This is a genomic window from Ensifer soli, assembly GCF_041928815.1.
Taxonomy (GTDB): Bacteria; Pseudomonadota; Alphaproteobacteria; order Rhizobiales; family Rhizobiaceae; genus JBHFEI01.
Window position 1 is genome coordinate 155300 of the sequence record NZ_JBHFEI010000006.1, and the last position, 21479, is coordinate 176778.

At 65.5% G+C, this 21479-nt stretch carries 21 protein-coding genes and 2 tRNA genes; 10 read left to right on the plus strand and 13 right to left on the minus strand.

Going from position 1 to position 21479, the window contains the following annotated elements:
- Positions 1–64: 64 nt before the first annotated feature.
- The 4 genes from nagZ to ACEVQ6_RS11165 form a co-directional block, all read right to left on the minus strand.
- Entirely contained in the window at positions 65–1081 is a 1017-nt protein-coding gene (gene nagZ, locus ACEVQ6_RS11150) for a beta-N-acetylhexosaminidase (protein ID WP_374889047.1), read from the minus strand.
- Between the two features lie 279 nt (positions 1082–1360).
- Positions 1361–4075: an SPOR domain-containing protein gene (locus ACEVQ6_RS11155; RefSeq protein WP_374889048.1), complete on the minus strand. Its 2715-nt coding sequence runs from the start codon at positions 4073–4075 to the stop codon at positions 1361–1363.
- A 60-nt stretch (positions 4076–4135) separates the two neighbouring features.
- The gene (argS, locus tag ACEVQ6_RS11160; RefSeq protein ID WP_374889049.1) at positions 4136–5893 is read right to left on the minus strand and encodes an arginine--tRNA ligase; all 1758 of its coding nucleotides are present in this window, start codon (positions 5891–5893) and stop codon (positions 4136–4138) included.
- Between the two features lie 81 nt (positions 5894–5974).
- Positions 5975–7192, minus strand: a complete 1218-nt coding sequence (locus tag ACEVQ6_RS11165) for a deoxyguanosinetriphosphate triphosphohydrolase (protein WP_374889050.1) — start codon at positions 7190–7192, stop codon at positions 5975–5977.
- 193 nt (positions 7193–7385) lie between these two features.
- On the opposite strand from ACEVQ6_RS11165, the gene erpA reads away from it, so the two are divergent.
- Complete coding sequence (gene erpA / locus ACEVQ6_RS11170; protein WP_374889051.1) at positions 7386–7718, plus strand: iron-sulfur cluster insertion protein ErpA; 333 nt, start codon at positions 7386–7388, stop codon at positions 7716–7718.
- 116 nt (positions 7719–7834) lie between these two features.
- On the opposite strand, the gene ACEVQ6_RS11175 is transcribed toward erpA, so the two are convergent.
- Positions 7835–7909, minus strand: a tRNA-Asn gene (locus tag ACEVQ6_RS11175).
- 140 nt (positions 7910–8049) lie between these two features.
- On the opposite strand from ACEVQ6_RS11175, the gene ACEVQ6_RS11180 reads away from it, so the two are divergent.
- From ACEVQ6_RS11180 to ACEVQ6_RS11190, 3 genes are all read left to right on the plus strand, one after another.
- Positions 8050–8352: a hypothetical protein gene (locus ACEVQ6_RS11180; protein WP_374889052.1), complete on the plus strand. Its 303-nt coding sequence runs from the start codon at positions 8050–8052 to the stop codon at positions 8350–8352.
- 149 nt (positions 8353–8501) lie between these two features.
- A tRNA-Cys gene (locus ACEVQ6_RS11185) sits at positions 8502–8575 on the plus strand.
- 314 nt (positions 8576–8889) lie between these two features.
- Positions 8890–9345 carry a DUF6232 family protein gene (locus ACEVQ6_RS11190; RefSeq protein WP_374889053.1) on the plus strand — a complete coding sequence of 152 codons (456 nt, stop codon included), beginning with the start codon at positions 8890–8892 and terminating at the stop codon, positions 9343–9345.
- A gap of 816 nt (positions 9346–10161) precedes the next feature.
- Here the strand turns inward: ACEVQ6_RS11190 and ACEVQ6_RS11195 are convergent.
- Positions 10162–10548 carry a CAP-Gly domain protein gene (locus ACEVQ6_RS11195; protein ID WP_374889203.1) on the minus strand — a complete coding sequence of 129 codons (387 nt, stop codon included), beginning with the start codon at positions 10546–10548 and terminating at the stop codon, positions 10162–10164.
- On the opposite strand from ACEVQ6_RS11195, the gene ACEVQ6_RS11200 reads away from it, so the two are divergent.
- Positions 10547–11002, plus strand: a complete 456-nt coding sequence (locus tag ACEVQ6_RS11200; RefSeq protein ID WP_374889054.1) for a DUF982 domain-containing protein — start codon at positions 10547–10549, stop codon at positions 11000–11002. The two genes, ACEVQ6_RS11195 and ACEVQ6_RS11200, sit on opposite strands and share 2 nt — an antisense overlap.
- A 65-nt stretch (positions 11003–11067) precedes the next feature.
- Here ACEVQ6_RS11200 and ACEVQ6_RS11205 read toward each other — a convergent pair whose 3' ends face one another.
- The 5 genes from ACEVQ6_RS11205 to cysG all read right to left on the minus strand — a co-directional run bounded on the left by ACEVQ6_RS11205 (position 11068) and on the right by cysG (position 15997).
- Positions 11068–11880 (minus strand): ferredoxin--NADP reductase, encoded by an 813-nt coding sequence (locus tag ACEVQ6_RS11205; protein ID WP_374889055.1) that lies wholly within the window; start codon positions 11878–11880, stop codon positions 11068–11070.
- A gap of 155 nt (positions 11881–12035) precedes the next feature.
- On the minus strand, positions 12036–12539 hold the full coding sequence (locus ACEVQ6_RS11210; RefSeq protein ID WP_374889056.1) for a DUF934 domain-containing protein: 504 nt from the start codon (positions 12537–12539) through the stop codon (positions 12036–12038).
- Positions 12539–14212, minus strand: coding sequence for a nitrite/sulfite reductase (locus ACEVQ6_RS11215; protein ID WP_374889057.1), 1674 nt, complete (start codon positions 14210–14212; stop codon positions 12539–12541). Before ACEVQ6_RS11215 ends, ACEVQ6_RS11210 begins: the two co-directional genes overlap by 1 nt.
- A gap of 17 nt (positions 14213–14229) precedes the next feature.
- Positions 14230–14535 (minus strand): DUF2849 domain-containing protein, encoded by a 306-nt coding sequence (locus tag ACEVQ6_RS11220; RefSeq protein ID WP_374889058.1) that lies wholly within the window; start codon positions 14533–14535, stop codon positions 14230–14232.
- Positions 14536–14548: 13 nt separating this feature from the next.
- Positions 14549–15997, minus strand: a complete 1449-nt coding sequence (gene cysG / locus ACEVQ6_RS11225; RefSeq protein WP_374889059.1) for a siroheme synthase CysG — start codon at positions 15995–15997, stop codon at positions 14549–14551.
- Between the two features lie 229 nt (positions 15998–16226).
- Between cysG and ACEVQ6_RS11230 the strand changes: the two genes are divergently transcribed.
- From ACEVQ6_RS11230 to ACEVQ6_RS11250, 5 genes are all read left to right on the plus strand, one after another.
- A complete protein-coding gene (locus ACEVQ6_RS11230) occupies positions 16227–16814 on the plus strand; it encodes a deaminase (RefSeq protein WP_374889060.1) in 588 nt (195 codons plus the stop codon).
- 3 nt (positions 16815–16817) lie between these two features.
- Positions 16818–17648: a nucleoside triphosphate pyrophosphohydrolase gene (mazG, locus tag ACEVQ6_RS11235; protein WP_374889061.1), complete on the plus strand. Its 831-nt coding sequence runs from the start codon at positions 16818–16820 to the stop codon at positions 17646–17648.
- 294 nt (positions 17649–17942) lie between these two features.
- The gene (locus ACEVQ6_RS11240) at positions 17943–18209 is read left to right on the plus strand and encodes an usg protein (RefSeq protein ID WP_374889062.1); all 267 of its coding nucleotides are present in this window, start codon (positions 17943–17945) and stop codon (positions 18207–18209) included.
- Positions 18210–18276: 67 nt separating this feature from the next.
- On the plus strand, positions 18277–19095 hold the full coding sequence (locus tag ACEVQ6_RS11245; protein WP_374889063.1) for a methyltransferase: 819 nt from the start codon (positions 18277–18279) through the stop codon (positions 19093–19095).
- A gap of 151 nt (positions 19096–19246) precedes the next feature.
- Positions 19247–20137, plus strand: coding sequence for an NAD(P)-dependent oxidoreductase (locus ACEVQ6_RS11250; RefSeq protein WP_374889204.1), 891 nt, complete (start codon positions 19247–19249; stop codon positions 20135–20137).
- Between the two features lie 43 nt (positions 20138–20180).
- Here ACEVQ6_RS11250 and ACEVQ6_RS11255 read toward each other — a convergent pair whose 3' ends face one another.
- Positions 20181–20669 (minus strand): Lrp/AsnC family transcriptional regulator, encoded by a 489-nt coding sequence (locus ACEVQ6_RS11255; RefSeq protein ID WP_374889064.1) that lies wholly within the window; start codon positions 20667–20669, stop codon positions 20181–20183.
- A 65-nt stretch (positions 20670–20734) separates the two neighbouring features.
- Positions 20735–21367 carry a uracil-DNA glycosylase family protein gene (locus tag ACEVQ6_RS11260; RefSeq protein WP_374889065.1) on the minus strand — a complete coding sequence of 211 codons (633 nt, stop codon included), beginning with the start codon at positions 21365–21367 and terminating at the stop codon, positions 20735–20737.
- Positions 21368–21479 lie beyond the last annotated feature (112 nt).

Sequence of the window (21479 nt, forward strand, 5' to 3'; positions counted from 1 at the left end):
CGGCGATCGGCATCATACGGCAGATTTGTCCGTTCTCCGAGTCGGCGCGCGACGATTGACCGTCTCAGGCCATCGGAAACAGGGCATCGAATTCGAGCCTAAGCGCCGTCTCGTCGGCGTCGTCCGGCGGGGAAAAGGCCGCTTCCGCTGCCCGGACGCGACGCAGCCGCTCGCCGGAGAGCACAGGCGCGACGGCGGCGACCTGGAGCATTTCCTCCATGATGCCGTGGCAGTGCAGCACGATGTCCAGGCCCGCGCCGATGATGCCCTCGGCCCGCGCGCGGATGTCGCCGGCGAGCGCGTTCATCGACACGTCGTCGGAGAGCAGCAACCCGTTAAAGCCGATCCGGCCGCGGATGATCTCGCTGACGACCTTCTGGGAGGTGGTGGCCGGCCGGTCGGGATCGATCGCGCTGTAGACGACATGGGCGGACATCGCCATCGCCTCGTGCCGCAAGGCCCGGAACGGCGCGAAGTCATGGGCGTCGAGGTCATCAAGGGACACGTCCACCACGGGAAGAAGGTGATGCGAATCGACGACGGCGCGGCCATGGCCCGGCATGTGCTTCATCACCGGCAGCATGCCGCCCGCCTTCAGGCCGTCCGCCGCCGCCTGGCCGAGCGCCGCGACCATCTGCGGATCGTGGCCGTAGGCCCGGTTGCCGATGACGTCGCTGCTGCCGGGCACCGGCACGTCGAGCACGGGCAGGCAGTCGACGCTGATGCCGAGGCGCATCAGGTCGAAGGCGTGCAGCCGCGACATCAGCCAGGCGGCACGAAGGCCGGCCGCCCGATCCTGCCGATAGACCGCACCGATGGCGGCGGCGTTCGGATAGTGCGGGAGAAGCGGCGGCCGGATGCGCTGGACGCGCCCGCCCTCCTGGTCGATGAGGACCGGCGCCGAAGGGTTGCCGATGCTGTCGCGCATGGCGGCGGTCAGGTCGGCGATCTGCGCCGCCTCGCCTATGTTGCGGCCGAAGAGGATGAAGCCCCAGGGACGCTCGCCGGCGAAGAAGTCTTTTTCTTCCGCCGTCAGCGTCAGGCCCTTGCAGCCTGAAATAAATGCTTTCGCGTCGCTCATGATGACACCATGGAAAAGATCGGGCGGCGCGATGACCCCGGCCCCTTGCGGGCCGGCGGCGCCCTTGTCCGGATTGTCGGGGGACCGTTTCGACGCGTTCCGGGCGACGGATCGTCCGGAACGCGTGGTCCGTGTTGCGTCTGAAGCGCCGTGCGGGACGGTTTTGGCAGGCCGCTCCTGAACCACGCCCGGCGAACACCGGTTCGCCGGAAATGCTCTTTTTTTGCGCTCCTGCATTCTCCGGACGTCACATCCGATCCGGATTTAACGGGAGATGCTCTATCGGGTGACGAGGCAGCTTCCGCCGGCACTCTTCAGTTTGGCGCAGAGGCTGTTCGCCTCCTCGCGGCTGCCGGCGGGAATGCGCACGCGGTAATAGGTGCCCTTGCCGGCGACGTCGGCGCGACGGATGTCGACGCCACGGCCGCCGATGACGCCGCCGAACTTGCGCGCCATGTTGTCGTAGGACCGCTGGGCCTCGGCCTCCGACGGCAGCGAGGCGATCTGCACGACATAGGTTCCGGCCGGCAGTGCCGCCGGCGGCGGCTGCAGTGCCGCCACTTCGGTCGGCGCGGCCTCAGCCGACGCCTCAGGCGCCGCCGTCCGCGTCACCGTTCCCTGATCCGTCACCCGGCCGACCACGTTGACCGGCTGGTCGGAGGGGCGTGACTGCGGCACCGGCGTCGCGGCGACCGGGGTCGTCGTGACGTTGCGCACCGGCGGCTCGCTGCCGATCTCGGCGCTGGCGATCTGTTCGAGTGCCGCGGACGAATCGGCGACGGCTTCCGCCGAGGCGGTCGTCGCCGTGGTCACCGAAGCCGAACCGGCGGCGGCGATATCGGCAAAGCCGCCCTCGTCCGTCGCATCGGCAACGGCCGGCTGGACCGGGGCGGTACCTGCGGCCGGAGCCGGCTCCTCGCGGGCGACCAGCGTCCCATCCGGCTTGACGATCATCGTCTTCACCTTGCGCGGGGAAACGGCGGCAGGCTCCTCCTGCGACGGCGCGGCAGCCGCACCGTCCTCGGCATCGTCCGGCAGCAGCCGTGCATTCTCGGCGCTGTCCACGGGCGTCGCGGCCATTCCTTCGCTGGAAAATTCTTCGCCGCCTTCGAGCGGCAGGGTTTCCGGCGTCAGCGTGCGCTGCACGACGTCGACCGGCTCCTCGTTCGAGGAGAGCAACGCCTCCTGTCGCGGCGCATCCTCGGTCGCTCCGGCCACCCGGTCATAGACGGCCTTGTCCTGGTTCGGAACGGTCTTGCCGCCCCGTTCGTCGGGAACGACCTTGACCGGGTCCTTGTCGGCGAGGATGACCCGCGGCGCGCTGGAACCCGACCCCGGCGTCGAACCGCCAAGGAAGGCATAGACACCGCCGCCCGCAAGAAGGGCGATCCCCGCGACGCAGGCGGCGAGCGCGAGCACCCGCCGGCGACGGGTGCGTCCCTCGCCGAAATCCTCGTCCGCGCCGTAGCCCGGCTGGAGATGCTGCCGGGCGACCGAAAGATCGTCCGGCCCGCCCTCGGCGAAGGAGCGGCGGAAATCCTCCTCCATCACCTTCTCGAAATCGGCGAAATCGTCGGCCGGTTCCGCCCGGCCATGGCTGACCGGCGCCAGACGGCCCGTCGGCTCGAAGCCGCCCTGCGGGCTCGCCTTCACCTCGATCTTCTGCGGCCGGGCACGCGCCGTCTCGAAGAGATGCGCCATCTCCGCATCGATATCGAGGTCGTAGTCGGTCTGCGGCGCCGGGGGACGCTCCTTCTCGACCGGCGGCAACTGCGGGATGTCGAGGTCGGCGACGGGCGCGATCGATTCGTCGGCCTCCGAAATCATCGTCGGATCGAAAGGCAGCGGGCTTTCCACCGGCTCCTCGACGACGTGCCGGCGATCGGTGTAGTCGGCGACCGTATAGGCCACCGGGGACGGGCTCTCCCCCGCCGGATCGGCCAGCATCTCCTGCGTCGTCAGGTCGAGATCGTCCATGGAGAGGTCGAGTTCGACATGGGAGAGGTCGATCTCGAAATCCTCGAGATCGATTTCCGGCTCGGCTTCCGCCGCCAGCACCGGATCGGCCGCCAGTGCCTCGAAGGAGGCGTCCGGCTGCGGCTCGAAGACGGTTTCACTGACAGGCGCGGCCGCCGGCTCTTCCGCCACGGGAGCGACCTCGGCGACGACGGGCGGCTCCGCCGGGCGCGTGACGGTGGTCGAGCCGCCGGAAACGGTCGGCGTCGCCCGGCTGAAGGACGCGACGAAGGGATAGGCGCTCTTGCGCGTGCCTGCCGCCGCCGGAGCGGCCTCGCGGGGCATGGCCTGCGGCGCGGGACGGACCGGCTGCGGCACGGGAAAGCGCTCGACATCGGCGAGCAGGGGATCCGCCCGCCTCTCAGAAGCGGCGGCTGCGACCTCCTCCGCTGCCGGAAGCATGGACATGGAGGGCGCGACAGCAATCGCCTCGGTCACCACCTCGGGCGGGGCAACCTCTTCAGGCTGGGCGACATATGCTTCGGAGCGGAGCACGGGTGGCGCAAGCGGAGCCGGCTCCAGGACCTGTTCCGCGGCGGCGGCCGTGAAAATCGACTGCTCCAGTTCCCGCTCCAGATCGCCGACATCATACTCCGCTACCCCGACCGTCTCGGCCGGCAAAGGTGTCAATTGGGCGACAGGTGCGACATCCGCGGGCGAGGCGGCAAACACGTCGACGGCCGCGATATCCGCAGGCGAGGCGGCAGGCGCCTCGACGGGCCGCTCTTCGCGCGGGGCGGGTTGCGCAGCGACGGCGACCGGCGCGTCATAGCCGTCGAACGCCGCCAGCAGTTCCGCCTCGAGGTCGATCGTCGGCTGCGCATCGAACGCCGCACGATGGCGCTTGAGCTCCTCGAGCTGTTGCGTCGCGGGGCGGGCGTCGAAGCTGACGATGCGCGCGAGCTCGCTCAGCGGATCGTCGTCTGCAAGATGATCCTGCTTGTTGTAATCGCCACGCGCGAATTGTTTGTCTGCCATCGTCTCCACTCGCTACTGCCAGCAACGCACTGCCAGAGCTTTGTGGGAAAATAGTGACTGCTATCGCATCTCTTCCGGTGCGGCGACGCCTGTTATGGCAAGACCCGACTTCAAAACCGAGGCAACAGCATTCACCAGCCCAAGTCTGGCAATACTCAATTCTCTGTTTTTATCGTTAATAAACCGTAAGTCCGGAGTCTCTTTACCTTTGTTCCAGTGCGCATGGAAGGCGCTGGCGAGGTCGTAGAGATAGAAGGCGATGCGATGCGGCTCCTGCGAGAGCGCAGCAGCTTCGACCACGCGCGGAAATTCCGCAATCTTTGCAACGAGTTGCAATTCGTTCGGATCGGCGATCAGCAAGGCACGGGCCGCAAGATCGATCGTGCGGACGTCGAGATCGGGAAAGGCCTCGGCGGCCTGCCGGAACACCGAGGCGCAGCGCGCATGGGCATATTGCACGTAGAAGACCGGATTGTCCTTCGACTGCTCGGTCACCTTGGCGAAATCGAAGTCGAGCGGCTCGGAGTTCTTCCGGTAGAGCATCATGAAGCGCACCGCGTCGCGCCCGACCTCGTCGACGACGTCGCGCAGCGTGACGAAATCGCCGGACCGCTTCGACATCTTCACCGGCTCCCCGTCGCGGTAGAGCTTGACGAGCTGGCAGAGAAGGACGGTGAGCTTCGCCCTGCCCTCCGACACCGCCCGCGCGACCGCCTCCAGCCGCTTGACATAGCCGCCGTGATCGGCGCCGAGCACGTAGATCATCTCGTCGTAGCCGCGGTCGTACTTGTCCTTGAAATAGGCGACGTCGGCGGCGAAATAGGTGTAGGATCCGTCAGACTTGATCAGCGGCCGGTCCATGTCGTCGCCGACCTCGGTCGAGCGGAACAGCGTCTGCTCGCGGTCCTCCCAGTCCTCCGGCAGCTGCCCCTTGGGCGGCGGCAGCGTGCCCTTGTAGACATGGCCCTTGAAGGTGAGGTCGTTGATCGCCGTGCGGATCGCCGCCGCATCGTTGGCGTGCAATGTGCGCTCCGAATAGAAGACGTCGTGCACGACATTCAGCGCCTCAAGGTCGTCGCGGATCATCGCCATCATTGCGTCGATGACCCGGTCCCTGACGAGCGGCATCCACTTGTCTTCGGGCATCAGCGTCAGGCTAGCACCGTATTCGGCGGCGAGCGCCTCGCCGACCGGCACGAGGTAATCGCCCGGATAGAGCCCGGCCGGAATTTCCCCGATCGCCTCGCCGAGCGCCTCCCGGTAGCGCAGATAGGCCGAGCGCGCCAGCACGCCGATCTGCGAGCCGGCATCGTTGATGTAATATTCCTTGGTCACGTCGAAGCCGGCAAAGGCGAGCAGGTTCGCCAGCGCATCGCCGACGACCGCGCCCCGGCAATGCCCGACATGCATCGGCCCTGTCGGATTGGCGGAGACATATTCCACATTGACCCGCCGGGAGGCGCCCGCCGCCGAACGGCCGAAATCGCGCCCCGCGGCGATCACGCCGGCAAGGAAGCGCTGCCAGTAGGCGACCGAGAGCTTTAGATTGATGAATCCGGGACCCGCGACGGTCACTTCGGCGATGTCGTCGTCCCGCCGCAGCGCTTCTGCGATCAGCTCGGCGAGCGAGCGCGGATTGGTGCCGAGAGGCTTGGCGAGCACCATGGCGGCATTGGTCGCGACGTCGCCATGGGCGGGATCGCGCGGGGCCTCGACGCCGACCCGGGCGAAATCGACGGAGGCGCGCCTGTCGATGACGATGTCGAGGGTTTCCAGGGCGGCCTTGACCCGCTCTGCCATGTCGGTGAAGAGGTTCATCGCGTGTGTCCGTCGGTTCGGAAGGGGAGCCTGCGAGGCCCGGCGTCAGACCGCCCGGCCGGCCCGGTCGAGCCGCGCTTGCTATCGCAAATCCGGCGTATGGTCAAACAGCCGCCGGTGCACGCTCACCGCATAGGTGTCGGTCATGCCGGCGAGATAGTCGCCGACATGGCGCGCCTTGGCAGGTTCCGCCATGCCGGCGATCTGGTCGATCCAATGGTGATTCTGCATCAGCAGCGGATCGGCCATGAACGCCCGGTAGAGGTCGACGACGATCGACGCCGCCGCCTGCCGCACGCGCATCACCTCCGGGTGCCGATAGATCCGCGTCATCAGCAACCTCTTGATCGCGCGGTCCGTGTCCGCCATCGCCTCCGAGAAGGTCGCAATCGGCGCGCCGGCCAGGCGCACCTCGGCCGCGCTTTGCGGACGGTGCTGCCCAAGCCGCGCCTGCGAGACCGAAATGACGTCCTCGACCATGGCGGTGATCTGCCGGCGCATGATCTCGTGGGTGAAGCGCGCGGCTTCCAGCCCGGGATAAAGCGCCCTCACCTCACCCATCAGCCGCGCAAGAAACGGGATCTCCTCCAGCATGTCGAAGGAGAGGAAGCCGGAGCGCAGGCCGTCGTCGATGTCGTGGGTGTTGTAGGCGATGTCGTCGGCGATGGCCGCGACCTGTGCCTCGAGGCTCGCATAGGTGGCAAGTTCCAGGTCGTGCAGGGCGCAGTAGTCGAGGATCGGCTGCGGCACAGGTCCGCGCGTTCCCGCGCCTTCAGGCGTCAGCAGCGGCCCGTTGTGCTTGACGAGCCCCTCGAGGCTCTCCCATGTCAGGTTGAGCCCGTCGAATTCGGCGTAGCGGCGCTCGAGCTTGGTGACGATCCTCAGCGACTGGGCGTTGTGGTCGAAACCGCCATAGGGCTCCAGCATCTCGTGAAGCGCGTCCTCGCCGGTATGGCCGAAGGGGGTGTGGCCGAAATCATGGACGAGCGCCACGCCTTCGGCGAGATCCTCATCGAGCCGGAGCGCGCGGGCGAGCGCCCGGGCGATCTGGGCCACCTCGATCGTATGGGTCAGCCGGGTGCGGTAATGGTCGCCGTCGGCGGCGATGAAGACTTGGGTCTTGTGCTTCAGCCTGCGAAAGGCGGTCGTGTGGACGATGCGGTCGCGGTCGCGCTGGAAATCCGAGCGCGTCAGGCTCGCCGTCTCGGGGTAGAGGCGCCCGCGCGTCGTCCAGGGATCGGAGGCGAAAACCGCCCGCTCGCCAGTGCCGAAACCGAGCGCATGTCTGTCCAGGGTCATTTCCCACCTGTCGCCGTACCGTCCCATTGACGCGGCTCGACCGCCTTCATACCTTTAGGAGGCGCAACAGGAAAGTGCGGTGCGGCCTTGCGGTTCCATGCCCGCGACACGTCCGGCGAAAGCCTGTACTGCAACCGTTGCGCCTGTAACCTTTCGCCAACCCCCGGGCCTTGAACCCGGCAGGAGCTTCCTCATGAGCGAGACCCCCGTTACCCTCTCCGCCGCCGCCGCGAAGCGCATCGCCGCGATCCTTGACGCCGAAGACGGAAAGAACGCCATGCGCGTCTCCGTCGAGGGCGGCGGCTGTTCCGGTTTTTCCTACAAGTTCGATCTGGTCGACGGGGCGCAGGCCGACGACCTGGTGCTCGAACGTGACGGAGCGCGTGTCTTCGTCGACAGCCTGTCGCTCGTCTACATGGACGGTTCCGAGATCGACTTCGTCGACAATCTTCTCGGCCAGTCCTTCCAGATCCGCAATCCGAACGCCGTGGCGAGCTGTGGCTGCGGCACGAGCTTTTCGATCTGAAAACGGAGGAGGCCCGCATCCGGAGCACCGACGCTTCGGATGCGCGGCAGGCACGGCTAAAACCCGTCGACCATGATGTTTCGGATTTTTGTTATGTATCAAGCCATTGGAAAAAATGGCTCCCCGGGCCGGATTCGAACCGGCGACCTGTCGATTAACAGTCGAATGCTCTACCGCTGAGCTACCAGGGAACATCTGCGCCGCAGAAGTGAGGCTGCTAATACAAATGCTTTTTCGATTTGCCAAGCCATAATCTCAAAAAAAATGCGTTGCGGTTGCCAAGTCTGTGGATTGATCCCATTTCCCTCGCATGACACACGGGAAGGACGGCATGGCGACGGCGAAGAAACAACCCCGGTTCGGGATCGATTCCCGCAGCGGACGGATCCTGCTCGGCACCTTCAGCGTCGGCTTGCCGCAATCCAGGCCGATGCGGATTGCGACCGGCTGCGCGCTGGTCGCCGGCGGCACGCTCGGCTTCCTGCCGATCCTCGGCTTCTGGATGGTGCCGCTCGGCCTCCTCGTCCTCTCGCACGACATCCCCGCCGTCCGCCGCAGGCGCCGCCAGGTGTCCGTCTGGTGGGCACGCCGCCGCGCGCCGCGCAAGGACGGCGACCGCGCCGCCGGCCGATAGCCTGTTCGCTCCTTCTCGCCCCTTTTGCGCCGGATCGGCATTGCAGCAGGAAGCGGGCGTGAAAAAAGCAGCGCAGCCGAGGAACCCCCTTGCACTCCGCCTGTAATCATTCTAAACCGCCGCCACCGTCCGAGATCAAGGGCGCGTGAGGCCTCGTGGCGGAGTGGTGACGCAGAGGACTGCAAATCCTTGTACCCCGGTTCAATTCCGGGCGAGGCCTCCAATAAATTTCACCAATGAAAACAAAATCTTATGCTTTAGCAATAGGCCCGTTTGCGCTCGTGTACGTCACGCGCATGTTGCCCTGGAATTCCCTGTAATTTCAACGGAGGACCGACACTCTCCGCAAATCCACGCAACATGGAATGCAACATATTGCAGGCGTAGGCTGGGAGGAGTCACGCGCAGGAGCGAGGTTGAAAGCGAGGGAGCGTTTTAGCAAAATCGCAGAAAAAGTGGACACGTTCGCGAAAGAGGGGCAAATTTCTCTGGAATTGTGATTTCAACCACACGTCCTGATCTGTCGCTGAGAAACGCATGGAAACTGTATTTTTCCAAGAAAACGGAATAGTCGTAACTCCAACGTTGGTTCGCATTCATGGCCGCACGTTTCCGATATCTCATATAACGTCGTTGAGAATTGGCGGATATAGAGACCATGGACGATCAACGCGACAATACTTTCTTTACCTTTCTCTTACGTTTTTGTTCATTGCGCTCTTTAGCGCCATTGCGCTTGGAAATCAGAGTAGCAACTCCCCCATTTATATTGTTTTCGCTCTGGGACTGCTAATCGGAGGATTTCTGGGCGTTTCAACGCTTATCGGCTGGCTTATTCCAACGGTTTTAGGCGGGGTGTTCGGCCGTCGAGGGCATTATCTCACTTTGGACATGACGAGTGGTCGGCCGGTGGCTATTGAAGGCCTTGGCGATGATGCCCTTGCTCGTGCACAGGCAGCCATTGAGAGAGCTATGACGGGCGCAAGCACATAGTGTTCGTTCCAGCCGCTTAGTGCCGACGTTACAAGCGGTTCATGCTTACAACCGGAACAATCTGTAGCAGCTTCCCATTCGACCCCATTACCTTACAGGAATACGACGATCGCCGATAGCGAACGCCATTCCCGCGAAGACGATTGCCGTGATGACGATATGGGGTGCTCGCGACCGGCGGCTGGAAACCTCTCCATTGAGTAAGGGGAATCGAAATGTCGAACACTGAGACTGGAAAGGCTCATCTGTTGTACGTCAGGTGCGGCCGGATAGCAGCCGGGTCGAAATCTCCGCAAGCCGATTCTGTTTTCTTTTGTGCCCCCAATACGACAGTCGCGACACATGTGAAAATGTCGGCCAAGAATCCCAGCAGCGCTTGATTGACCAGACGATGCACGCGATCCGAAATCAGGTGAAACGGATCGCTTCTACGCCGCGTTGTCGAGCGCGACGCCTTTTGCCTCCCGAAACGTGATGAATCTGAACCTCTGTTTCAAAGAGGACGGTTTGCGATGCGATTGGAGATTGCATTACGCGACGATTTTCATGGACACGGTCTCCGGCGGTCCGAGCATGGAACGAAAGATCCGGCACAGGCGCGGCGTCTGCCGGCACGCCCGTCGATCGACCATAGAGGCTCACGCTTGGATGCCGGCGATTCGGCCGGTCGTGTCAGCGGATGCGGCCCTGATGCCGCCGAAGCCGTGGTCCTTCGGGGCATGATCGCTGCGTCACCCGGCTGCGACAGGGCGGGATTTCGGATGTAAGAGCGATCCTCGAAAGACGCAAGCCTGATGCGGCGTCAGGCCCTTAGCCCTAAACCGTCTCCTTCTTCTTCGGTGCCGGCGCCGTCCCGGAGCGTTTGGGTGCCAGCAGCGCGCGCAGGGAGCCGATCCTGTCCTTGACCAGCGGACGGAAGCGGGTGGCGCGGAAAGGCATGTCGTCGTAGCCATAGCCTTCCGGGCCGTCGTCGCGGCCGCGGTCGAGTTCAAGCAGTTTCACGCCGATGAAGTCGCCGTCGATATAGTGCGAGAACGGTCCGACCCAGCGGATCGTGTAGATCTGCCCCTTTCGGATGCCCTGGTCCTTGCTGACATGCTTGAACCTGTCGTCGATGCAGACGACCTTCTGGCCGACATGGAATTCGGTCACGTCCTGTCTCCCCTCACCGATGCACGCTGCCCTTGCCGCGGGGCGCAGCATGTCGTTCAAGACGGCCTTTTTCAAGTCATGCCGGGCTTTTGGCGGGCTTGCGCGACGCTGGCAGGAATTTCGTCACGGGAAAGGAACTTTTTCCTCCCCAACCGGTTCCGGTTCTCAAGAGGACAATACCATGTATCCCGAGGAAGAACCGAAAAAGCCGGCGGAGATCCGCTGGCTGATCCCTGTCGAGATCGAGACGGGCCGGCATATGCGCCGCGTCGTCCACGGGCCGATGGAGGCGCTGAACTGCCTTGTCCAGCAATGGCCGCAGCGCGAGGGCAGTCACTACCTCAACGCCAAGCAAAGATGCATCGATTCGATGAACCGCGTGTGTTCGGCCGAACTCGCGCGCGAGGCCTTCATCAATGCCTCGCTCGAGGCGCTCGTCGCCATCAGGCCGGTCCGCCCGCCGCAAGCCGACAATACGGCCGCCGACGGCGGAAGCACCGCCTGACATGTGACCTCGCGGCGGGGTTGTATCCTACCGCCGCCCCCGATGCCGTCAGAGCCGCCCGGTTTTCAGCCGACGAAGGCCCGTTCGATGACGAATTCGCCCGGCTTGTTGTTGGCGCCCTCGGTCAGTCCTGCCTCTTCCAGCAGTTGCTTGGTTTCCTTGAGCATCTCCGCCGAGCCGCAGATCATCGCCCGGTCGGTCGCAGGATCAAGCGGCGGCAGGCCGAGATCGGCGAAGAACTTGCCGTTGCGCATCAGGTCGGTGATCCGGCCCGTAAAGGCATGGGGCTCGCGGGTCACCGTGGCGTAGTGCCTGAGCTTGCCGGCGGCAAGCTCGCCAAGGAATTCGTGGTTCAGCACCTCTTCGACCAGATCGACGCCGTATTTGAGTTCGGCGACTTCCCGGCAGGTGTGGGTCAGGATAACCTCGTCGAATTTCTCGTAGGTCTCCGGATCGCGGATGAGGCTGGCGAAGGGGGCGATGCCGGTTCCGGTCGAGAACATGTAGAGCCGCTTGCCCGGTGTTAGCGCGTCGAGCACCAGCGTGCCCGTCGGCTTCTTGCGCATCAGCACGGTGTCGCCGGGCTTGATCGCCTGCAGGTGCGAGGTCAGCGGCCCGTCGGGGACCTTGATCGAGAAGAATTCCAGCTCCTCGTCCCAGGACGGACTGGCGACGGAATAGGCGCGGTAGATCGGCTTGCCGTCCACCATCAGGCCGATCATGGCGAACTCGCCGGAACGGAAGCGGAAGGAGTCCGGCCGGGTCATGCGGAAACGGAACAGCCGGTCGGTATAATGCGTCACGCCGAGCACCGTCTCGGCGAAAACGCCGGCAGGCAGGGTCGCCGCGAAATCCTCAGTCTTGGCCGGAGCATTCATGATCGATCGTCGTCCTTCAAACATGACATCCATGGTCAGGAAGAGTGACTAATCCCGACCCTGGTCAAAGGAAAGCATTTTGCTTCCAATTCGTGGCGTTTTGCCGCAAACGCCTTGCTTCAGCCTGTCGACAGCCTGTCGACGCTGGCACCGCGTCAGGAGACGCGCCGCCAGCTGTAGGAACCGGCGGCCGCGGCCGGCCGGGCGGTCGGCTGGTAGTGCTGGTCGATGCCCGGAAGCCGGCCCTCGGCAAGCCGCTTCAGCGCTGTCGCATTGGTCACGGCGAAACTGTCGAAGCCGCAGCGCAACATCAGCGGGATCTGGTCGATCAGCACGTCGCCGACCGCGCGCAGCTCATTGGCATAGCCGAGCCGCGTGCGCAGGAGCGAGGCATGGCTGAAGCCGCGCCCGTCGTTGAAGGCGGGGAAGGCGACGGCAACGACCTCCAGGCGATAGAGATAGGGCTCCAGCCGCGTCACGTCGTCCGCCGGGCGAATGAGAACGCCGAGGCCGACCTCGTTGCTCTCGTCGGCACGCGCGATCAGGTCGTCGAGCGTCAGAAGCGGCTTCGTCGCCTCGCCGTCCGCCTTCACCTCGTCGGTCTCGACGATCCACGGGTCGCCCTCGACAAAACCGGTCTCTCTCCAGATCTTCGTCATCACGCGGCTTCCTTGGCATTGTCGCCATAGAGCGCGACCTTGAAGGGCTGGGGACCCACCCGGCGATAGGCGTCGAGGAAGGTTTCGGACGCATCCGTCCGCAGGCCGAGATAGGTCTCGACGATCGTCTCGATCGCATCGGTGACCTTCTCCGGCTCGAAACCGCGCCCGATGATCTCGCCGACAGAGGTGTTCTCGTCCGCCGAGCCGCCGAGCGTGATCTGGTAGAGCTCGGTGCCCTTCTTCTCCACACCCAGCAGGCCGATATGGCCGACATGGTGGTGGCCGCAGGCATTGATGCAGCCGGAAATCTTGATCTTCAGCTCCCCGATCTCCGCCTGCCGTGCCGCATCGCCGAAGCGGGCGGAGATTTCCTGCGCCAGCGGGATCGAGCGGGCATTGGCGAGCGCGCAGTAGTCGAGCCCGGGACAGGCGATGATGTCGGTGATGAGGCCGGCATTGGCCGTGGCGAGCCCTTGCGCGACGAGGGCGCGATAGACGGCTTCGAGGTCGGCGAGCGCAACATGCGGCAGGATCAGGTTCTGCTCGTGGCTGACGCGGATCTCGTCGAAGGCATACTCCTCGGCGATGTCGGCGACCGCGTCCATCTGCGCATCGCTGGCATCGCCCGGAATGCCGCCGATCGGCTTCAGCGAGATCGTCACCATGCCGTAATCGGGGTTCTTGTGCGGCTGGACATTCTGCTCGACCCAGCGGGCAAAGGCCGGATCGGCCTTCTTCCAGGCGGCAAGCCCCGCCCAGCCTTCCGCCCGCTCCGGCAGGGCCGGCGGCGCGAAATAGGCGGTGATCGCGCGGATGTCGGTTTCGGGCAGTGCCAGTTCGGTGTCCTGCAGGTTGGCGAACTCGGCCTCGACCTGGCGTGCGAGTTCCTCCGTCCCGGTCTCGTGCACCAGGATCTTGATGCGCGCCTTGTACTTGTTGTCGCGGCGTCCGTTGAGGTTGTACACGCGCATGATCGCCGTCGTGTAGGAGAGGAGGTCCTGTTCCGGCAGGAAATCTCGGATCTTCTTGGCGATCATCGGCGTGCGCCCCTGTCCGCCCCCGACATAGACGGCGAAGCCGAGCGCACCTGTCTCGTCCTTCTTCAGGTGCAGGCCGATGTCGTGCACCTGGATCGCGGCGCGGTCGCGCTCGGCGCCGGTGACGGCGATCTTGAACTTGCGCGGCAGGAAGGAGAATTCCGGGTGCACGGAGGACCACTGGCGCAAAATCTCCGCATAGGGACGCGGATCGGCGACCTCGTCGGCGGCGGCGCCGGCGAAATGGTCGGCCGTGACGTTGCGGATGCAGTTGCCCGAGGTCTGAAGCGCATGCATCTCGACGCTCGCCAGCTCCGCGAGGATGTCCGGCGTGTCCGACAGGCGCGGCCAGTTGTACTGGATGTTCTGCCGCGTGGTGAAATGGCCGTAGCCGCGGTCATATTTGCGCGCGATGTGGGCGAGCATGCGCATCTGCTTCGACGACAGCGTGCCGTAGGGGATGGCGACCCGCAGCATATAGGCGTGAAGCTGGAGATAGACCCCGTTCATCAGGCGCAGCGGCTTGAAGGCATCCTCCGCCAGTTCACCGGAAAGGCGGCGCTCGACCTGGTCGCGGAACTGGGCGACGCGGCCATGGACGAAGGCGTGATCAAACTCGTCGTAGCGATACATATCCTAAACTCTTCTCATCAGGCCGCCGGGCCGAGGCCCTTGTATCCGGGTGCATAGTCAATCGTCGGCCCCTCGGCGCGCACGCGCTCGCGCATGCGCAGCGGAAGGAGCCGGCCGTCCCTGTTTTCGACGTCGATGACGTTGGCGTCAACCACCGTATTGGCAAGGAAGGCGGCCTTGCCCATCGCCTCCAGCGCCGCGATGTCCTCGGCGCTTTTGACGACGCGGGCATCCTGCAGCGATTCGGCCCAGGCGCCGGACGCATCGAGCCAGACGGAAATCCCGTCGCTCAGGCGGTTTGCGGTGAGCACTTTGTCGGCCATGGATGCTGCCTTCTCAATTCACGGACAGGGATTGTGACGCCTGCGCGTCCGTCTTCGGTGGGACGGCGCGGGCCGCGAGCGGGGTGGAACGGGTAAAATCGGCGCCGGCAACGGCATCGCCGATGATGACCATCACCGGCCCGTCGAGGCCGTCGAGACGTTCGAGCGCCGGCAGGTCCTTCAGCGTGCCGTGCAGCAGCTTCCGCGCGGCGCGGCTGGCGTTTTCGACGACGGCGACGGTCGTTTCGGCCGGAAGGCCCGCCTCCAGCAGCCGGCCGGCGACGGAGGCCGCGACCGTCTTGCCCATATAGACCGATACCGTCGCGCCGGACGCGGCGAGCCGCGCCCAGTCGGGAAGGACATTGCCGTCGAGATCGTGCCCCGTGGTCAGCACCAGCGAGGACGAGACGCCGCGCAGCGTCAGCGGCAGGGCGAAATCCGCAGCCGCGGCCAGCGCCGAGGTGATGCCGGGCACCACCTCGAAGCCGATGCCGGCATCGCGCAGCGCCGCCATTTCCTCGCCGGCCCGGCCGAAGACCAGCGGATCGCCGGATTTCAGCCGCACCACGCGCCTGCCCTCGCGGCCGAGCCGGACGAGGAGCTGGTTGATCTCGGCCTGGGACTTGCTGTGGCAGCCCTTGCGCTTGCCGACCGCCAGCCTTTCGGCATCGCGCCGGCCCATGTCGACGATCGAGGCGGGAACGAGCGCGTCATGGACGATGACGTCGGCTTCCATCATCACGCGCTGGGCGCGCAGCGTCAGCAGGTCTTCCGCCCCCGGCCCCGCGCCGACGAGCCAGACATGGCCGGCAACGCTTGCCGGCGACGCCACGAGGCGTTCGGCGGCCCGGTTCGCGGCCGGAAGATCGCCCGCCCCGACATGGGCCGCGACCTCGCCCGTGAAGAAACGGCGCCAGAAGTTCCGCCGCGCCGCGCCGCGCGGCACGAGCCGTTCCGCCGCCTCGCGATAGCGCGTGGCGAGCGAGGCGAGAGCGCCGAGCGAGGGCGCCAGCATCTGGTCGATCTGGGCGCGGATCATCTGGGCGAGCACCGGCCCCGCCCCTTCGGTCCCGATCGCGACGGCGACGGGCGCGCGGTTGACGAGGGCCGGCGTCAGAAAGTCGCAGAATTCGGGCTGGTCGACGGCGTTGGCGGGGATCTTGCGCGCCCGCGCCGCCGCAACGATGGCGCGGTCCGCCGCCGCATCGCCGGTGGCGGCGAAGACCAGCACCGCATCGTCCATCTGCCGGGCGTCGAAGGCATCCGCCACCGTCTCGATGCCGTGGTCGCGAAGATGGGCGGCATAGGGCGGTTCCGGCGCATCTGCGATCGCGCGGATCCGCGCTTGCGTATTGCCGAGCAGCCGGACCTTGGCGAACGCCTCGTCGCCATTGCCGAACACCGCAACGCATCTCTGCGCCACGCAGAAAAACGCGGGGAAAGCGGTCAGTCGCTGCTGCATGGCGGAAACATCATATCCTTCGGATCGAACCGGACTATCCCCGATCGCGCCACCAAATTGAAGAAACCGGAATCCCGCAGCCGGACCGGGCGCGGTTTCCTATTCTCCCGTCCGGCGTAACCTGAGGAAATCTCTCTCACCCCTATCATATTTCGCCGCAATGCACACGGCCTCATTGCGCCGCGCGGGTATTTTCCCTTAACTGCGCCCGTGCTGAAGGGAGTGCGCCATGACATCCACGGATCTGGTCGGTCGGCTACTGACCGTCATCGAGAACGACATCCTGCCATTGACCGAGAAGGGTGTCGCGGCCGGCAACAAGGTGTTCGGCGCGGCGATCCTGCGCAAGTCGGACCTGTCGCTGGTCATCGCCGAGACCAACCACGAGACGGAAAACCCGCTCTGGCACGGCGAGGTGCACACGCTGAAGCGCTTCTACGAAATGGCGGAACGGCCGGAGACGCGCGACCTCGTCTTCCTCTCCACCCACGAACCCTGCTCCATGTGCCTTTCAGCGATCACCTGGGCCGGCTTCGACAATTTCTACTATTTCTTCAGCCACGAGGATTCGCGCGACAGCTTCTCGATCCCGCACGACCTGAAGATCCTGAAGGAGGTCTTCCGGCTCGAACCCGGCGGCTACGCCCGCGACAATGCCTACTGGCATTCCGCTTCGCTCGCCGCCCTCGTCGCCGCGGCGCCTGAGACGGAACGTGCCGCGCTCGACGAACAGTCGGCGCGGATCCGCCGGCGCTACGACGCGCTCTCCGGCGCCTACCAGGCCGGCAAGGCCGACAACGCCATCCCGCTCAACTGACCGATGAAGCCCTCCCGCGAGATAGGCGGCCTTCTGGCCGTGATGGCAGCGCTGCGGCATCCGGCGACGGGCTGCCCCTGGGACATCGCGCAGAGCTTCGCGACGATCCTGCCCTACACGATCGAGGAGGCCTACGAGGTCGCCGACGCGATCGAGCGCGACGACATGGAGGACCTGCGCGACGAACTCGGCGACCTGCTGCTGCAGGTCGTCTTCCATGCGCGCATGGCGGAGGAGGCCGGCGCCTTCGCCTTCGGCGACGTGGTCGAAGCGATCACCACGAAGATGATCCGCCGCCATCCGCATGTCTTCGGCACCGGAGAAGCGACGAGCCCCGAGGCGGTGAAGCGGACATGGGCCGAGATCAAGGACCAGGAAAAGGCCGAACGCCGGGCGCGCCGCGTGCGCCAGGGCCTGTCCGCCGAGGAAGAGCCCGGCTTCCTCGACGCCGTCACCCGCAACGGGCCGGCGCTGACCGAGGCGCTGAAGATCCAGGAACGCGCGGCGAAGGTCGGCTTCGACTGGTCGGAGCCCGCGCCGATCCTCGACAAGATCGAGGAGGAGATCGCCGAGCTGCGGCAGGCCCTCGCGGAGGACCGGCCGGAACGGGTGAGCGACGAGCTCGGCGACCTGATCTTCGCCCTCGTCAACATCGGCCGCCATACCGCGCGCGATCCGGAACTGGCATTGCGCGGCACGAACGCCAAATTCCGCCGCCGCTTCGCCTATATCGAGGCAGCGCTCGCGCTGCGCGGCACGACGCCGGAGGCAGCCACGCTCGAAGAGATGGAAACGCTCTGGCAGGACGCAAAGAGGCTGGAGCGCGACGGCTGATGGCTCGGGCGATCACCGCGCCGGTCACCCCTGCCGGACGCCCGACAGGGACCGGCCTGGAACACATCAGAAGAAGACGGAAGCAGATCCTTCCGCTCATGCCGTTCGCAGGACGTGCCGGCCGCGCAGCCACGCTCCACCTTGCGCCGGCACACTGGCAGCACTCTTCGAAAACCGCTGCTAACCCTCTGTAATTTCAATAAAAACTCCATTCCTCCGGCCTTGTCAAGACTTGATTAACCACGCGCGTGCTTCAATCATAGGGACCATCATTCAGCAACGGTGAGGTCCTGTATGACAAACGACTTCGAACTGCAGATGAAGGGCTATGGCCTGACCACCGCCCAGATCCTTTACCGCATGCCCGATCACCCCGCCGTGCTGCAGACCTATATCTGGCAGCACTACGATCTCGCCCCGGACTTCCCGGAGATGCGCGGCTTCCTCAAGTTCTGGCGCGAAAGCCTCGACGGGCCGTTGCATTCGGTGCGCTATGTCCACCGCAAGCTGATCTCGGCGTCCGAATGGCGATCGCTGAAGGGCGAACTCATCCTCCATTGACGGCATGGCTGATCGCGGGCGTTCCGGCGGATTGCTTTTCGCCGCGCCGGACCGTAAACGATCCGGCATGACCGAGATCGACGAAGACGCCCTCGCTGAAGCCTACAATCGCGCGCTCGCGCTGGAGAAATCCGGCGACCATGCGGCGGCCGCCCTCGCCTATCGCGAGGTTCTGGCGCTCGATCCGGAGGATCACGGCGGCGCCGCCGTGCGCCTTGCCGCGATGGGCCTTGGCGAAACGCCGCAAAAGGCGCCCGACGCCTATGTCGCGACGCTGTTCGACCAGCACGCCGAGGTGTTCGAGGACGTGCTCGTCGACCAGCTCGGCTATCACGTGCCCGTCCTCGTGCGCCAGCGTCTGCAGGCGCTTTCGCTCGGCCCCTTCCGCCACCTGCTCGATCTCGGCTGCGGCACGGGGCTGACCGGCGGGGCGCTGCGCGACATGACGGGCGAGATGACCGGCATCGACCTTTCGGAAAACATGGTCGAGGCCGCCCATGAGAAGGACCTCTACGAGACCCTCTACGTCGCCGAGGTGGTCGACTTCCTCGACGACAACGAGGACGGTCCCTTCGACATCATCACCGCCACCGATGTCCTGCCCTATATCGGCGCGCTGGAGCCGCTCCTCTTCGGCGCCGCCGACAATCTGGATCCGGGCGGCCTGCTGATCTTCTCGACGGAAACCCTGCCGGACACGGCCTTCGACGGCCAGGGCTTCAAGGTCGGGCCCAAGCAGCGCTTCGCCCACGCCGCCGCCTACGTCACGGAACGGCTCGACGCCACCGGCTTCGATCTCGTGGAAATGACCGAGATCACCGTGCGCCTCGAGGAGGGTGCCCCGACCCCCGGCCATCTCGTGATCGCGCGCCTGCGGCCGGAGTGACCGCCCGGCCGCGCCCGGTTCCGCCCGCCTAGGTCGAAGGTCGTCGCAAAGCCCTCCGCGGCCGTTCGGCCGACACGCGCGGGGGCAACGCCTCTGCGCCGTCGGCATGCAAGGCCTTTTCCCGCGGTGGCTCTTGCCGTAAACGACAGCGATCACCACGCAGGAGTTGACGATGGCAACAGTCGCATTCATCGGTCTCGGCGTCATGGGCTATCCCATGGCCGGGCATCTGAAACGGAAGGGCGGACACGACGTCACCGTCTACAACCGCACCTTCGCCAGGGCCGAGGCCTGGGTGGCCGAGCATGGCGGCGCCGCGGCGAGGACCCCGGCGGAGGCGGCCAAGGGAGCCGATTTCGTCTTCGCCTGCGTCGGCAACGACGATGACCTGCGCGCGGTCACAACCGGCAAGGACGGCGCCTTCTCGACACTGAAGCAGGGTGCCGTCTTCATCGACAACACCACGGCGAGCGCCGACGTCGCGCGCGAGCTTGACGAGGCCGCCCGCGCGCGCGGCGCCCATTTCATCGATGCCCCGGTCTCTGGCGGCCAGGCGGGCGCTGAAAACGGCGTGCTCACCGTCATGTGCGGCGGCGAGCCGGAGATCTTCGAAAAGGCGAAGCCGGTGATCGACGCCTATGCGCGCATGGTCGGGCTGATGGGCCCGGCCGGTGCCGGTCAACTGACCAAGATGGTCAACCAGATCTGCATCGCCGGCCTCGTCCAGGGCCTCGCCGAGGGCGTGCATTTCGGCAAGAAGGCCGGGCTCGACATCGAGAAGGTGATCGAGGTCATCTCGAAGGGTGCCGCCGGCTCCTGGCAGATGGAGAACCGCCATAAGACGATGAATGCCGGAAAATATGATTTCGGCTTCGCCGTCGACTGGATGCGCAAGGATCTCGGCATCGTGCTGGCGGAAGCGCGCGCAAATGGCGCGAAACTCCCGGTCACGGCCCTGGTCGACCAGTTCTACGGCGACGTCCAGGCCGAAGGCGGCGGGCGGTGGGACACCTCGTCGCTGCTCTCGCGCCTCGAAAAATAGGCCGTGCCGTGGCGGCGGCGCGCGGTGAGATGCGCCCGTCGCCTCAGTCCTCGCTCGACTTCGCCTGTTCCAGCACCATGTAGTCGAGCGGCAGTTCGGTCGTGTACTTGATCTGCTCCATCGCGAAGGCGGAGGAGACGTCGCGGATCTCGATCTTGGCGATCAGCCGCTTGTAGAAGGCATCGTAGGCGGCGATGTCCGGAACGACGACGCGCAGCAGATAGTCTACATCGCCGCTCATCCGGTAGAACTCGACCACCTCGGGGAATTCGCCGACGACCTCCGAGAAACGCCGCAGCCACTCGATCGAATGGGAATTGGTGCGGATGGAAACGAACACCGTCACCTTGGTGTTGATCTTTACCGGATCGAGCAGCGCCACCCGCCGGCGGATCACGCCCTCCTCCTCCATCCGCTGGATGCGGCGCCAGCACGGCGTCGTCGACAGGCCGACCTTCTTGGCGAGGTCGGCGACGGCAAGCGTCGAGTCTTCCTGCAGCAGGCGGAGAATTTTGCGGTCGAGACGATCCATGACAGGCCTTTCCGATAAATTATTCTCCGTATAGCGCAAAAAATGCTAAAATAAAGAAAAAAAATTCAAGCGATGCGGTCTTTCACCAGCGACTTCAGCAGGGGCAGCAAGTCTTCCGCGAACCAGGGATTGGCCCGGAGCCAGGCGGTGTTGCGCCAGCTCGGATGCGGCAGCGGCATCACCATCGGCGGCGCGTTGACGCGGCAATAGTCGCCAAAGCGCCGAACGGTCGCCGCGACCGTTTTTTCCGCCCGGGCGCCGAGATGCCAGAGCTGCGCGTGGCGGCCGATCGCCAGGACGAGGTCGACCGAGGGCATCGCCGCCATCACCGCCGGGCGCCAGGCCGGCGCGCATTCGCGGCGCGGCGGCAGGTCGCCGCCCTTCGCGTCGTAGCCCGGGAAGCAGAAGCCCATGGCGGCGACCGCGAACCGGTCGCGATCATAGAAGGTGGCCCGGTCGACGCCGAGCCAGTCGCGCAGCCGGTCGCCGGAGGCGTCGTCGAAGGGAAGGCCGCTCCGGTGCACGCGCAGGCCGGGCGCCTGCCCGGCGATCAGGATGCGGGCCTTTCGCGAGAGGACGGCCACCGGGCGCGGCTCGTGCGGCAGGCGGAAGGCGGGGCCGCGCGCCGGCTGGTCGCGGCAGATCCGGCAGGCGGCGATCCGCAGGCGAAGATCGTCAAGCCCGTCGTCGCCGTCCATCACCCGCCCTTTCGCCCGCCGGCCCGGTCGCCTCCAGGCAGCAAACTCTTAACGAATTGCAACTATTGTCGTTCCCGTCGACGAGGGCGCTCCGCGCGGGCGCCGCGTCCCG